Here is a 14,255-nt window from a genome sequence, read left to right on the forward strand (position 1 = left end):
CCCGTCGGTCCAGAAAAACGAGTACAACACCCCCGGAAGTCGCAATCAGAAATATTTTCGCCGCAATGGTACTTGATCGGCGAAATCTTTGGTGTTTGCTAAAAGCTGGAACCGGAAAAACAATCAACCGTCAAAACGGCCCGGTTAATGGAGAGAAAAATGAAGTCCACATCGACGCCTTCGCTGAAACACGCCCTGAAAATGCTGGCTGTTACCACGGCCATCTTTGCCCTTCCAGCCGCGGCACAGGCTGCCGAAGCTGAAAGCTGCTCGACCGTTCGCTTCTCCGATGTCGGTTGGACCGACATCACCTCGACGACTGCTGTGGCGACAGAGATACTCAAGGGCCTTGGCTACAAAACCGATATCAAGGTTCTTTCTGTGCCAGTGACCTATGCGTCGCTGAGCAAGAAAGACATCGATGTGTTCCTCGGCTATTGGAACCCGTCGATGAGCGCCGATCTCAAGCCTTATCTGGATGACAAGAGCGTGGAAACGCTGCGCACCAATCTGACAGGTGCGAAATACACACTCGCGGTTCCAAAATATGCGTATGACGAAGGCCTGAAAGATTTCAAGGACATCGCGACTTTCAAGGATAAGCTTGGCGGCAAGATTTACGGCATAGAGCCAGGCAATGACGGCAACCGCCTGATCCTCGACATGATCACCAAGGATGCCTTTGGCCTCAAGTCCTTCGAACTCGCTGAATCATCGGAACAGGGCATGTTGGCGCAGGTCGCTCGCAGCATTAAGAGCAAAGATCCGGTTGTCTTCCTCGCATGGGAGCCACATCCGATGAACAAGCGCTTTGAAATCGCTTATCTCACCGGCGGCGATGATTTCTTTGGGCCGAACCTCGGCGGTGCGACGGTCGAAACCAATATCCGCGCTGGCTATGCGCAGGAATGCCCGAATGTTGGCAAGTTCCTGACCAATCTCGAATTCCAGCTTGAAATGGAAAACGAGATCATGGGCAAGATCTTGGATGACGGCGAAGAACCAGCAAAAGCTGCGACCGCATGGCTCAAGGCAAATCCTGCCGTGCTCGACAAGTGGCTCGACGGCGTGACCACGGTGGACGGCAAGGAAGGTCTCCCAGCCGTCAAGGCAGAACTCGGCCTGTAATTTTTGACAAGACAGGGCCGCAGCATCCTGCGGCCTGCTCGTTTGCACAAAATCAAAACCAGAAAGAACGCAGCAGGAGTCACAATCGTTGAACTGGCTGACGGACTATAAAATCCCGGTTGGACCGACCGCAAAGTCGGTGGTCGACTGGCTTACCGATAATATGAGCGGTTTTTTCGATGCGCTGGCATCTGTGATGCAGTGGCTCATCGATGGTTTGTTGTATTTATTACAACTGCCGCATCCTTTGGCCCTCATCGCCATTTTTGCAGCTATTGCGTGGTTCATACAGCGCCGCATTTCTGTGGTTTTCCTCACGATTATCGGCTTTTTGTTCATCATCAATCAAGGCTATTGGGATGCAACGCTCAAGACACTGACACTTGTTTTGTCAGCTTGCTTTCTCTGCATGGCTATCGGCGTTCCGCTCGGCATTACAGCAGCGCATCGACCAAAGCTCTATGCCGTCATGCGCCCAATTCTCGATTTGATGCAGACGCTGCCAACCTTCGTTTATCTCATTCCGGCAATTGTCTTCTTCGGCATCGGTATGGTGCCCGGATTGCTGGCAACAGCAATTTTCGTGCTACCAGCCCCGGTGCGGCTGACACATCTGGGCATCTCATCGACACCTTCCTCCTTGATCGAAGCTGGTGAAGCTTTCGGCGCATCCCGTCGTCAGCTTCTGTGGAAAATCGAGCTGCCCTACGCAATGCCACAAATTCTGGCAGGGCTGACCCAAACAATCATGCTCTCGCTGTCCATGGTGGTGATTGCGGCCCTTGTGGGGGCAGATGGCCTGGGTGTGCCAGTGGTTCGTGCGCTCAACTCCGTCAATACATCGCTCGGTTTTGAATCGGGCTTCGTCATCGTCGTGGTCGCCATCGTGCTTGATCGCATCTTCCGCGCCGGGCGCGAGAAATAGGAGAGCCGGTTATGACGATCATTTCTGTAGAAGACGTCAGCATCATCTTCGGCAAGCATGTCGATAGCGCCCTGGAACTGGCTGATCGTGGTGCCTCACGCTCGGAAATTCAGGCTGAGACCGATCTCGTCCTAGGCGTCCATGATTGCTCGCTCGATATTCAGGAAGGCGAAATTCTCGTCCTGATGGGCTTGTCCGGTTCGGGAAAATCAACGCTGCTGCGCGCCATTAATCGGCTCAATCCAATTTCGCGTGGTCGCGTTCTGATCCGCGATGGCGAACGCACGATTGATGTTGGCAATGCCGACCGCAAGACACTGCGTCACCTGAGGACGGAACTTGTCTCAATGGTGTTCCAGCAATTTGGCCTGCTGCCATGGCGTTCGGTTGAAGAAAACGTCGCCTTTGGCTTGGAAATATCCGGTATGGGCAAGCAGGAACGGCTCAACCACGCACGCGCCCAGCTTGAACTGGTCGGTTTGCAGGAATGGGCCACCCGCAAGGTGGGCGAGCTTTCCGGCGGCATGCAGCAGCGCGTAGGCCTTGCCCGCGCGTTTGCTACAGGGGCACCCATCCTGTTGATGGATGAACCATTCTCAGCGCTTGATCCGCTGATCCGTACACGCTTGCAAGACGAGCTCCTGACCTTCCAGTCCCGGCTTAAGAAAACGATTGTGTTCGTTAGCCATGATCTTGACGAAGCGATGAAGATCGGCAATCGGATCGCTATTCTGGAAGGCGGGCGCATTATCCAGTGCGGAACACCACAGGACATCCTCCTGCAACCCGCCAATCAGTATGTGGCGGATTTCGTCGCCCATATGAACCCGCTCGGCGTGTTGCAAGCGGGCGACATCATGACCCCGTTTGACCGCAATGCAGCCCCTCGCCCATTTGCAGCAACCACACGAAAAGAAACGCTTGTTCGGGAACTGATGAATGCCGTCGCGGACAGCAGCGGCGATGTGGGCATTGTCGAGAATGGTGCTATTATCGGAAAAATCAACGCCGATGACATTGTTCGGGCGCTCTCCTGGCATCAGCAGCGCGGACAGCATTAAAAAAAACGCCGCCTAAAAAAGGCGGCGTTTTCATTTTCAATTTAAAGAGCTTTAAGCTTGTGCAGCCTGACGTGCTGCCGCACGCGCTTCAACCCGGGCGCGGATTGCATCCACATCCGCACGCGGCGTCGCTGCAAACAGTTTCTTGGTGTAGTCATGCTGCGGGTTGTTGAACACATCGTCACGTGAGCCGTATTCAACAACTTCACCGAAATACATCACCATCACATCATCCGCGATGTAACGAACCACCGAAAGATCATGGCTGATGAACACGTAAGTCAGGCCAAACTCTTCCTGAAGATCAGCAAGAATATTCAGCACCTGTGCCTGCACCGAAAGATCAAGCGCCGAAACCGGCTCATCTAGAATGAGCAGCTTCGGATTGAGCATCAGTGCGCGTGCAATTGCAATACGCTGCCGCTGACCACCAGAGAACATATGCGGGTAGCGATTGAAATGTTCCTTGCCAAGGCCAACCTTGATAAGCATTTCCATCGATTTTTCACGACGTTCGGCAGCAGACATATTCGTGTTGAGCAGCAAAGGCTCAGCCAGAACATCACCGATCTTCTGGCGCGGATTAAGCGAGCCATACGGATTCTGGAACACGATCTGCACCTTCTGGCGCATTTCTGGTGTCAGACCATCACGGGCAATATTCACATCCTGTCCGCCGATCAGCAATTCGCCGGATGTCTGCGGATCGATCATGGTGAGGATTCGGGCAAGCGTCGACTTGCCACAACCCGATTCACCGACGATTGCGAGTGTTTTGCCCTTCTCCACCTTGAAGCTCACACCCTTCACGGCATGGACGACTTTCGGCTTGCCAAAGAGACCGCCACCAACATGGTAATCGCGCTTGATGTCGCGCGCTTCGAGAACAATCTCGCTCATCACGCTTCTCCTGCGGATTTATCTGCAAAGACAAAATCGGAAACCGTGGGCAGACGGTCGCCCGTCGCATTTTCCGGCAAAGCCGAAAGAAGCGCACGGGTGTAAGGATGCTTAGGCGCGGTAAACAACGACAACACGTCGGAGTCTTCCATCTTATGCCCCTTATATTGCACAATCACACGATCAGCCGTTTCAGCAACAACACCCATATCATGGGTGATCATGATCAAACCCATGCCATGTTCGACCTGAAGACGCATCAGCAGATCGAGAATCTGCTTCTGGATCGTCACGTCAAGCGCAGTGGTCGGTTCGTCGGCAATCAGCAGTTTGGGATTACACGCAATCGCAATCGCTATCATCACACGCTGGCACTGACCACCCGACATCTGATGCGGGAAGCTGGAGAGGCGTTCAGCCGCATCGCGGATACCGACCAGTTCAAGCAGCTCAATCGCACGGGCACGGCTCGCGGAACCCTTAAGCCCCAGATGGCGCTTAAGCACTTCCTCAAGCTGATAGCCAACCGTGAAACACGGATTGAGACTTGCGACCGGCTCCTGAAAGATCATCGAAATATCGCGTCCGATAATCTTGCGGCGTTCCTTGTCGGACATACCTTTCAGGTCCTGCCCGTCAAATGTCATACTGTCGGCGGTAACAGTCGCAGTCTTCGGCAGCAAACCCATCACGGCGAGCATGCCCACCGATTTGCCAGAACCGGACTCTCCCACGATTGCCAGCACTTCGCCTTTATCCACCGAGATATCGATGCCATCAACCGCTTTAAAAGGCCCAGTCGAAGTGTCGAACGAAACCGTCAAGTTCTTGATTTCAAGCAAAGCCATCGATCAGCTCCTCTTCAGTTTCGGATCAAGCGCATCGCGCAGACCATCGCCGACCAGATTGATCGCAAGAACAGTGATCAGGATCGCAAGACCAGGGAAAGTAACAATCCACCACGCACTCAAAATGAACTCGCGTGCTTCCGCAAGCATCGTGCCCCATTCAGGTGTTGGCGGCTGCGCGCCCATACCAAGGAAGCCAAGTGCGGCCACGTCCAGAATCGCATTCGAGAAGGACATGGTGGCCTGAACGACCAGCGGCGCAAGACAGTTTGGCAGGATCGTCTTGAACATCAGACGGAACCTGCTTGCACCAGCAAGCCTTGAAGCGGTTACATATTCCCGCTCTTTTTCGGCCATCACAGCAGCACGCGTCAGACGCGAAAAGTGCGGCAGCAAAACCAGCGTAATCGCAAGCACCGCGTTGATCAGGCCTGGTCCGAGAATAGCCACCAGAACCAGAGCCAGCAATAATGACGGGAACGCCAGAATAACGTCCATGATACGCATGAAAACCGTATCAATACCGCCGCCGAAATAGCCAGAAATAACGCCAATCGTGATGCCAAGGCACATCGAAATAATTACGATGACAAAGCCCACGAGCAGCGAATATTGAGCACCATAGATCAGGCGAGACAGAATATCACGGCCAACCGCATCCGTCCCCAAAAGGAACTGCGTGCTACCGCCCTGCTCCCAGAACGGAGGCACCTTCACGAAATCACGATATTGTTCGACCGGATTATGCGGCGCAATCAACGGTGCAAAAATCGCCACCAGAATGATTGCAAGAAATACAAATAGACCGATCACAGCGCCACGATTGACGCTGAAATAAAACCAGAAATCTTTCAAAGCCCGGAGTTTCCCGACTTCGTTTGTCACTTCCGGCTGGATAGCTGCCGACTGATTTGTCGCCGGCTGATTTGTTGGGTGTGTCATGATACCCTCACTTGTGCCGGATACGCGGATTGATCAGACCGTAAAGCAGATCGACGACCAAATTAACGATCATGATAATGAACGCAATGATCAGCAATCCGCTCTGGACGACCGGATAGTCGCGTCGCGAAATCGAATCGAGCATCCACTTGCCAATGCCGGGCCAGGAGAAAATGGTCTCTGTCAGGATCGCACCGGCCATCAACACACCGACCTGAAGGCCGATTGTTGTGATGACAGGAATCATCGCATTACGCAGCGCATGAAGACCAATGACGCGACGAAGCGGCAAGCCCTTGGCGCGTGCCGTGCGGACATAATCCTCACCCAGCACTTCCAGCATCGCCGAACGTGTCTGACGCGCAATAACCGCAAGCGGAATCGTGGCCAGAACGATCGTCGGCAGGATCAGATGCGATACAGCAGAAGTGAACGCCCCTTTCTGACCAGACAGCAAGCTATCAATTAGCATGAAACCTGTCACTGGAGGGAAGTAGTAAAGCAGCGAGATACGGCCTGAAACGGGCGTCAGTTGTAAGACACCCGAGAACAGAATGATCAGAAGCAGTGCCCACCAGAAAATCGGCATTGAATAACCGACCAGTGAGATACCCATCAGTCCCTGATCAAACCATGAACCGCGCTTGACAGCAGCGATGACGCCTGCCGGGATGCCGACAAGAATAGCCAGAATGATTGCACAGAATGCCAGTTCAACCGTTGCCGGGAACAGCGCAAAAAATTCGTCGATAACTGGCTTTTTCGTCACCAGCGACTGACCAAAATCACCATGCAGGAGATTGCCGACATAATGGAGGTATTGCTCCCACAATGGCCGGTCAAATCCGAGCTGAGCCAGCAATTGCGCATGGCGCTCCGGACTGACGCCGCGCTCACCCGCCATCAGCAGAACGGGATCTCCCGGCAGCACGCGCACAAAGGCGAAAGCAACAATCGTGATGCCGATGAAAGTCGGTATCAGATAGAGAAGTTTGTTAAATATGAAACGAAACATACAAAAACTCCGACCGGGTGCGGAGGAAACCTCCACACCCGGCCGCTGGTGTTGTCGGGATTTTACTCTGTGATATCGACTTCTTCGAAGCGATAGTCACCAAGAGGGCTCTGCTTGAAGCCCGTGACCTTGGCCGACATCGGCACAAAAACAGTCGAATGAGCAATCGTGTTCCAAGGAGCCTGCTCCTTAAAGATCACCTGAGCGTCTTCATAAAGCTTCACGCGTTCATCATGGCTTGTCGAAACCTTGGCCTTCTGGATCAGGTCTTCGAATGGCTGGTAGCACCACTGAGCGCGGTTGTTCGAGCCAACGCCTGCGCAGCCCAGAAGCGTGCCGAGGAAGTTGTCCGGATCACCATTGTCACCAGTCCAGCCGAGAATGACTGCACCGTCGCGGTCTTTTTCGCCGGACTTCTTGAGGTATTCACCCCATTCCATCGAAACGATTTCAGCGTTTACACCAACCTTGGCAAGATCTGACTGCATCAGTTCAGCAGTACGACGTGCGTTTGGCATGTAAGGACGGCTGACAGGCATTGCCCACAGCTTCATCTTCAGATCCTTGACGCCAGCAGCTTCGAGAGCCTTCTTGGCAGCTTCCGGATCATACTTGTCGTCTTCGATCTTGTCGTTGTAGCTCCACATTGTCGGTGGAATCGGGTTCTTGGCAACCTGGCCCTGACCTTCATAAACACCATCAACGATTGCCTGCTTGTTGACAGCCTGATTGAGTGCCTTACGCACTTCTGGCTTATCAAATGGAGCAACAGTGGTGTTGTAAGCGAAGTAAGCGACGTTCAGGCCAGCCTGCTCATCGACCTTAAGGTTCGAATCGCCCTGAAGACCTTTAATGTCAGCAGGTGCAGGGTAAGACATCAGATGACATTCACCGGCCTTGAGTTTCTGCGCACGAACCGCAGGGTCAGTGGTGATTGCAAAGACCAGATCATCGATCTTAGGCTTGCCACCCCAGTAATCCGGGTTCGCCTTGAAACGAACAACTGCGTCTTTCTGATAAGCGACGAACTGGAAAGGACCAGTACCAACCGGGAACTGGTTAAGATCGCTCTGCTTGCCATCGGCTGCGAGCTTATCTGTATATTCCTTGGAGATGATCGACGCAAAAGGCATTGAGATATTTGCGAGGAAAGCAGCTTCCGGACGGGTCAGAATAAACTTGACGGTGTTGTCGTCAATCTTCTGAATTTCCTTGATCAGCGAACCCATTTCCATGGAATCGAAATATTCGTACGAAATGCCGGACGTATATTCGTGCCAAGGGTTTTCCTTGTTGCCCATACGGTCGAACGAGAAGATCACGTCATCAGCGTTGAAATTACGGGTTGGCGTGAAATTGTCACTCGAGTGGAACTTGACGCCTTCACGAAGCTTAAAAGTGTATTCCTTACCATCGTCCGAAACAGTCCAGCTTTCTGCCAGGCCTGGAACAACCTCAGTTGTGCCATTTTCAAACTCTGCAAGGCGGTTATAGACCGGATGCGCCGACGCATCGAACGTGTCACCACCAGTGTAGGCAGCAGGATCGAAGCCTTCAGGAGAAGCTGGCGAGCAATAGACAAAGGTCTTTGCCGATGCTGCGCCGCTCATCAGAGCGACAACTGCCGTTGCCGCCAGAAGTGTTTTATAAAATTTCATTTAGTGCCCGCCTCCACGGAAATATTATTGCGCGCACCCTAAGCGCGCAAGTGGCGCTTATCGAAACGTGTACAACCGAACAATGCAAGCGTAATTTTTAGAATCTAGTTATATTCTTAACCGATTTTCTAACCGAAAATTAGATTCAGATTCTTATATCGGGTCACTTTTTAGAAAATTGCGCTAAGGGCTGTTCATTTATAATAATCTTTACCCGCATAAGTTCTCTGTTTTGATATATGAGCTGCGGATTAAGAATCGAATTTTTCTCTGTAAAGATGCATTTCTGATATCAGCTGTCAGCGGTCACAGAAAACAATCAACAAGGGTATCTAGCGGGCCTAAAATCGCCCGTTGAAACAAATCGCCATATTTTTTGGGACAAATAGGGCGTTTTTTTATGCGTAGACATATAAGCAAGGACTTTAAAATTTCCGCATATAGTATTAATTTTTGTACTGCTCGCTCAAAAATGTAGCCGGGCAATTTTAACCTTATGCTGTCTTACGGGGGTATGACTGCAAATGTCTAACGAAAATTTTTTTGATTTAGTTGAAAATGTTGATTCCGCAGCGGATTTTCTTTCCGCATTAGCAAATAATAAGAGACTGCTCATTTTGTGTAAATTGCTTCACAATGAAATGTCTGTTGGCGCGTTAGCAAAAGCTATCGACCTCAGTCAGTCTGCTTTATCGCAACATCTGGCAAAACTGAGAGCGCTTGACCTAGTGTCTACACGACGAGACGCCCAGACAATTTATTATATTGTATCATCGCCTCATATCGAGTTGATGTTGTCTACGCTTTCAAGTCTCTATATGAATCCAGCTCCGCGTCGGCGCGAAATGGCGGCTGTACTCCATCAATAACATAACCTCATGAGGCATAAGTCGTGCGATGAAGGCAACACAACCCGGATCGCACGACTTTGTCGTCGAAATAACTGACGCCAATGATGTCAGGCTCGCAGCCTATAAAAACATCCGAGAAAAAGATCTGGTTGGCCGCCAACAGCGCTTTATCGCTGAGGGTAAAGTCGTTCTCAATGTTCTCTTTTCGGAAGCTGCGCGCTTTCAAACAGAATCCCTGCTTATTCTCGAAAACCGGCTGAGTGGCCTGCAGGATCAGCTTGCACAACTGCCAGCAGGTGTAGAGGTGTATTCCGTACCGCAATCCGTCATGGACCAGGTGGCTGGATTTCATGTCCACCGCGGCATTCTGGCGGTCGGACGACGCAAGCCTCAGCCTGAACTCGCGGACATGATCAATCGTTTGCCGGCAAACGCACTCGCCGTCGTTTTGTGTGGCATTTCCAACCACGACAATGTCGGATCGATCTTCCGCAATGCAGCTGCTTTTGAGGCAGATTGCGTTTTGATGGACGAAACCTGCTGCGATCCCCTCTACCGAAAAGCCATACGCGTTTCGGTTGGCGCGACATTGAAGGTTCCATATTTTCACGGCGCTAACATCGAAATGATTGTAGCAACACTACAGGCCGCCAAATTCAATATATTGGCGCTCAGTCCTTCATCAGAGTTGAATATCTATCAGGCGCCAAGCAACAATCGTCAGGCGCTGTTATTTGGCACTGAAGGCGAAGGGCTCCCTGCACATCTTTTACGGCAGCTCACGGGTGCGCGCATTCCCATGTCATCGCAATTTGACAGCCTTAACGTGGCGACGGCTTCAGGAATTGCCCTCTCCCGCTTCAGCAAATTTGGCTGAACACAAAAAAGCCTCCCGCAAATGTCGGAGGCTTTTTTTAAGCTGTTTAAAAATCGTTCTTAGGCAGCCGAAGCGCTGGCTGTCCCCGTAACAAGGCGACGGAGCATTTCCTCGGCGCGTGGTTCACGCTCCGAACGGGCGATGAACCCACCACCAAACACGCGCGCTGTATTACTGTCGTCAGAATAAAGCACGCAAGCCTGTCCGGGTGCAATGCCACTTTCGCCATCAACAAGTTCTACCCATGTCTTGCCGTCTGCATGATGCAGAACAGCAGGGCGTGGTGGGCGTGTCGAACGGACCTTGGCGAACACTTCCATGCCGCCTTCTGGCAGCGCATCAAGTGCTTGGTCACCGAGCCAGTTCACGTCACGCAAAAACACCTTGTGTGTTTCAAGCGCTTCACGTGGGCCAACAATCACCCGTGTATTGGCAGCATCAAGATGCACAACATAAAGCGGATCACCCGTTGCAACACCAATGCCGCGGCGCTGGCCAACCGTATAGTGAACAATGCCGTCATGACGTCCAAGCACACGGCCATCAATATGGACAATATCGCCCGGCGTTGCCGCTTCCGGCTTCAGCTTGGAAATAATGTCGGTATATTTACCCTGCGGCACAAAACAGATGTCCTGACTGTCCTGCTTTTTTGCAACAGTCAGTCCCATTTCTTCCGCAATCTCACGCACACGCGCCTTTGGCAGATGGCCAAGCGGGAAGCGCAGATAATCGACCTGCTCCTGGGTGGTTGCGAACAAGAAGTAGCTTTGATCGCGATCAGAATCTTCCGGACGGAACATCGCACGATGTTCGCCATTCAAACCACTGCGGATATAATGACCCGTTGCCAATGCATCGGCCCCAAGCTCGCGCGCGGTCTGCAACAGATCGGCAAATTTTACGGTCTGGTTACACGACACGCAAGGAATCGGTGTTTCACCGCTCACGTAAGAATTTGCAAACGTATCGATCACTGCTTCGCGGAAACGCGCTTCATAATCGAGAACGTAATGAGGAATGCCGAGACTTTCCGAAACGCGGCGTGCATCTTCGATGTCCTGACCGGCACAGCATGAACCAGCGCGATGCACAGCCGCGCCATGATCATAAAGCTGTAGCGTTACGCCAACAACATCATAGCCTTCACGTTTGAGGATGCCGGCCACAACAGAAGAATCGACGCCACCCGACATGGCGACGACAACGCGCGTGTCTTCCGGCTTTCCCGGCAGATCGAGGCTGTTCAGGCTCATGATTGAATCCAGCTTCCGGGCATAGGCCCTGCTTCTCAAAGTTTAGATTTGCGCCCTATATAGGTCAAACAATGGGTGCTTGCCAAGATGTCGCAGTAAAAACATCGTCTGATTTGCAGCAATTGCGCCACAATTTCGCGTGACATTTTAAGAAAAATGACTGGTGGTCCGGTTTTTTTTATGACTTACGCACTAAATAAGGCATTTTTTTGCAAGTGTTACCAGATAGTTACCAGCAGTTTAGGTAAATGTTAAAAGCTATAGGGGTAGTCTCAGTCTCGATTAGGTCCTTGAGTGTTGTGTAGAGAGTACAATGGCCGATCTGACAAGACCGCGTATAAAGTATGTTATCGGTCCCGATGGCAGTCCGCTGACCATCGCCGACCTCCCCCCCGCCTCGACAAGGCGCTGGGTCATCCGCCGAAAGGCTGAAGTCGTCGCCGCTGTTCGCGGTGGGCTTCTCAGCCTTGAGGAGGCATGCCAGCGTTATACATTGACGGTGGAGGAATTTCTGGGCTGGCAGTCCTCAATCGACGAGCATGGTCTCGCCGGTCTCAGGACGACCCGCATCCAGCAATATCGACACTAAGCTCTTGCTGTTTCTTTGAAACGGCAAGATCAAAATCAAACCCCGGCCGGTTCACTGGCCGGGGTTTTTCTTTTGGTTGATGCGACTATATGAGTTTGAAAGACATATGCTTTCGAAGGGTCAACTCATGGCTGGGAATATAGAGATTACAAAACTCGACGCTGCTGATAGCGGTCGCTATGTCGTCAACATTGATGGCGATCAAGCGGAGATGACCTATACGAAACGAAGCCCGACGCTCATTTCAATCGATCACACATTTGTGCCCGATTCGATGCGCGGCAAGGGTATAGGACAGGCGCTTGCGCTCAATGCCGTAGAAGACGCGCGCAAAACGGGTTGGAAGATCATTCCAATATGCAGCTTCATGCATGCGCAAGTGAAGCGCCATGGCGATTGGGCCGATGTTGTTGCGGAAGGCTAGAGCACATCCCGAAAAGCGCAAAACGTTATTGGAAAAAACGCGATCTACAACTTAGCGCAGATCGCGGATGCGGCTTGCAAGGCTTTTGGGGCGAGAGGTACCGTTGTCCGTTTTCTCAGCATCGAGCAGCTTGTTGATTGGCGAAGCAGCGCCTTCTTTGTCGGCTGTAGCGGCGACCATTCTTGCTGCCAGAACAGCCATTTCTTCGCGCAACGCGGCATTCTCTTTCAGAATATCTGCTGGTGTGCCTGTCACTGATGCTCTGTCACGCGCGTAACGTTCAAGCCGCTCCTGCGCATCAGAAAAATCAGCAATCAGTTTATCGAGCTTCTGCTGCAATTCTGTATTGCGGCGCTTTTCGCTTTTCAGTTCAGTCTGTGCGGCAGTCAATTGCGTCGAAACCTCATTATAGCGTGCAGATGCATCTTTCCGTTCCCGACGCATTTCGCTCATCTCATTTGTCAAACGGCCATAATCGGCCTCTTTGGTACTCAACTCTATACGCAGCGTATCGGTTAGCTCTTCAAGAGATGAAAGGTGTTTTTGCAGTCGCTGCACTTCAGCTTCAACAATTTCTGCTTCTTCAGCAGCATTATCACGTTCAATGGTGATTTCCGCTATTCGCTTGTCACGCGCGCTGAGCGTTTCGCGGAGCTCTACCATGTCAGATTCGAGCGTCGCAAAATGCTTGAGCTCATCGTGTTGCTGACCGATCTCAATCAGTTGGCGTGCTGATTTTTCACGTTCCAGCTTGAGTTGCTGCTCCAGCTTGCTGGCGATAACCGCATGTTCTGCACGCAAGCCATCACGGTCCGCGCGAATTTCTGCAAGAGTGACCGGGAGTTCGGCATGAATCTGCCGCCGCGCCAAGAAGAATGCACGGCGCCAGACTGAAGGCCCAAGCAGAACCACGACGAAAACCGCCACGAGAACGCCAAGTATGAAAATAAGCGCTGACTGGATCACGGCATTTCACATTTAAAAAACAGGAGCCGCCAGCCATATGGATAACTGGCGACTGTTCATGGTAACGATCAGAACGGGTTCCAGGTCGGTGAAGCGGAAAGCTTCAGATAACCAATATTGACACCCAACCGCGCACCAACGCCTGTGCGGATCGGCACCAGCATGATGTTCTGACGCTTGAGTACGTTGAAACCAACGCCTGCAATCACATAAGCCGAACCAGCGACACCGGCATAGCGGCCATAAAGGCTCTGGATATCGTCGAGATTATACACCAGCATCATAACGCGCGAGCCTTGACCGCCGAAATCCCAGCCGAGCGATGGCCCCTGCCAGAAAGTGCGGTGATCGCCAGCGTTCTTTGTGTAAAGCGTACCTTCGCCATAGGTCAGACCGCCAATGAAAGCGCCGGAGCCTTCTTCACCCAGAATGTAGCCATTGGGGAGGCCAAAGCTCTGGAATGCTTTTTCAACGGCACTGGCAATGCCGCCCGATGTAGAACCAAAAAATCTGTGTCCGGAATCAACAATTTCCTGAGACGAATATGTGTTGCTGCTCTGTGCCAGCGCATTGTGCGGCACCGCGATGATGGAGATCATGAAAGCCGCAACAAACGCTAAACTATACGCCGCGTTGCGGAACCTGATCTTCGACAGGGACGGTATGGCCATTTATAAATTCCTTTTGCCTACCAGCTTCTCTGTCTGACGCCCTGTTAAAAGCTTTAGCATGCGCTTCTTATGAACGCTTTTGACGAATCGTGCATATTCTAACCGCGAAATTCTTGTCTAAATCTTTATGCGTCGAAATTGGCT

General features: G+C 51.9%; 15 protein-coding genes. 7 read left to right on the forward strand and 8 right to left on the reverse strand.

Translation table 11 applies throughout. From position 1 onward, the window contains the following. Positions 1–159 precede the first annotated feature (159 nt). The 3 genes from U2P60_RS17685 to choV all read left to right on the forward strand — a co-directional run bounded on the left by U2P60_RS17685 (position 160) and on the right by choV (position 3,114). Positions 160–1,128 (forward strand): choline ABC transporter substrate-binding protein, encoded by a 969-nt coding sequence (locus tag U2P60_RS17685; RefSeq protein ID WP_409558610.1) that lies wholly within the window; start codon positions 160–162, stop codon positions 1,126–1,128. An 88-nt stretch (positions 1,129–1,216) separates the two neighbouring features. Further along, the gene (choW, locus tag U2P60_RS17690; protein WP_313826896.1) at positions 1,217–2,053 is read left to right on the forward strand and encodes a choline ABC transporter permease subunit; all 837 of its coding nucleotides are present in this window, start codon (positions 1,217–1,219) and stop codon (positions 2,051–2,053) included. 11 nt (positions 2,054–2,064) lie between these two features. Further along, complete coding sequence (gene choV, locus U2P60_RS17695) at positions 2,065–3,114, forward strand: choline ABC transporter ATP-binding protein (protein WP_413573530.1); 1,050 nt, start codon at positions 2,065–2,067, stop codon at positions 3,112–3,114. A gap of 51 nt (positions 3,115–3,165) precedes the next feature. Here the strand turns inward: choV and U2P60_RS17700 are convergent, their stop codons facing one another. The 5 genes from U2P60_RS17700 to U2P60_RS17720 all read right to left on the reverse strand — a co-directional run bounded on the left by U2P60_RS17700 (position 3,166) and on the right by U2P60_RS17720 (position 8,477). After that, positions 3,166–4,014, reverse strand: a complete 849-nt coding sequence (locus U2P60_RS17700; protein WP_313826898.1) for a dipeptide ABC transporter ATP-binding protein — start codon at positions 4,012–4,014, stop codon at positions 3,166–3,168. Beyond that, the gene (locus U2P60_RS17705; RefSeq protein WP_413573531.1) at positions 4,014–4,862 is read right to left on the reverse strand and encodes an ABC transporter ATP-binding protein; all 849 of its coding nucleotides are present in this window, start codon (positions 4,860–4,862) and stop codon (positions 4,014–4,016) included. Before U2P60_RS17705 ends, U2P60_RS17700 begins: the two co-directional genes overlap by 1 nt. A gap of 3 nt (positions 4,863–4,865) precedes the next feature. Beyond that, positions 4,866–5,804, reverse strand: coding sequence for an ABC transporter permease subunit (locus U2P60_RS17710; RefSeq protein WP_413573532.1), 939 nt, complete (start codon positions 5,802–5,804; stop codon positions 4,866–4,868). Between the two features lie 7 nt (positions 5,805–5,811). Further along, positions 5,812–6,819, reverse strand: a complete 1,008-nt coding sequence (locus U2P60_RS17715) for an ABC transporter permease subunit (RefSeq protein ID WP_413573533.1) — start codon at positions 6,817–6,819, stop codon at positions 5,812–5,814. Positions 6,820–6,881: 62 nt separating this feature from the next. After that, entirely contained in the window at positions 6,882–8,477 is a 1,596-nt protein-coding gene (locus U2P60_RS17720) for an ABC transporter substrate-binding protein (RefSeq protein WP_313826903.1), read from the reverse strand. Between the two features lie 524 nt (positions 8,478–9,001). Between U2P60_RS17720 and U2P60_RS17725 the strand changes: the two genes are divergently transcribed. Then, positions 9,002–9,346 carry an ArsR/SmtB family transcription factor gene (locus U2P60_RS17725; RefSeq protein ID WP_413573534.1) on the forward strand — a complete coding sequence of 115 codons (345 nt, stop codon included), beginning with the start codon at positions 9,002–9,004 and terminating at the stop codon, positions 9,344–9,346. Between the two features lie 28 nt (positions 9,347–9,374). Further along, positions 9,375–10,205: a TrmH family RNA methyltransferase gene (locus U2P60_RS17730; RefSeq protein ID WP_413573535.1), complete on the forward strand. Its 831-nt coding sequence runs from the start codon at positions 9,375–9,377 to the stop codon at positions 10,203–10,205. A gap of 59 nt (positions 10,206–10,264) precedes the next feature. Here U2P60_RS17730 and mnmA read toward each other — a convergent pair whose 3' ends face one another. Then, positions 10,265–11,461 carry a tRNA 2-thiouridine(34) synthase MnmA gene (mnmA, locus tag U2P60_RS17735; protein WP_413573536.1) on the reverse strand — a complete coding sequence of 399 codons (1,197 nt, stop codon included), beginning with the start codon at positions 11,459–11,461 and terminating at the stop codon, positions 10,265–10,267. Between the two features lie 313 nt (positions 11,462–11,774). Here mnmA and U2P60_RS17740 point away from each other — a divergent pair, with 313 nt between their 5' ends. Both U2P60_RS17740 and U2P60_RS17745 read left to right on the forward strand, forming a co-directional pair. Next, positions 11,775–12,050, forward strand: coding sequence for a DUF1153 domain-containing protein (locus tag U2P60_RS17740; protein WP_250038723.1), 276 nt, complete (start codon positions 11,775–11,777; stop codon positions 12,048–12,050). Between the two features lie 127 nt (positions 12,051–12,177). Then, complete coding sequence (locus tag U2P60_RS17745; protein WP_413573537.1) at positions 12,178–12,474, forward strand: GNAT family N-acetyltransferase; 297 nt, start codon at positions 12,178–12,180, stop codon at positions 12,472–12,474. Between the two features lie 51 nt (positions 12,475–12,525). On the opposite strand, the gene U2P60_RS17750 is transcribed toward U2P60_RS17745, so the two are convergent. Further along, the gene (locus tag U2P60_RS17750) at positions 12,526–13,416 is read right to left on the reverse strand and encodes a hypothetical protein (protein ID WP_413573860.1); all 891 of its coding nucleotides are present in this window, start codon (positions 13,414–13,416) and stop codon (positions 12,526–12,528) included. A 92-nt stretch (positions 13,417–13,508) separates the two neighbouring features. Further along, complete coding sequence (locus U2P60_RS17755; protein WP_313826909.1) at positions 13,509–14,111, reverse strand: DUF1134 domain-containing protein; 603 nt, start codon at positions 14,109–14,111, stop codon at positions 13,509–13,511. Positions 14,112–14,255 lie beyond the last annotated feature (144 nt).

The organism is Brucella sp. H1_1004, assembly GCF_047308065.1.
GTDB lineage: Bacteria > Pseudomonadota > Alphaproteobacteria > Rhizobiales > Rhizobiaceae > Brucella > Brucella pseudogrignonensis_B.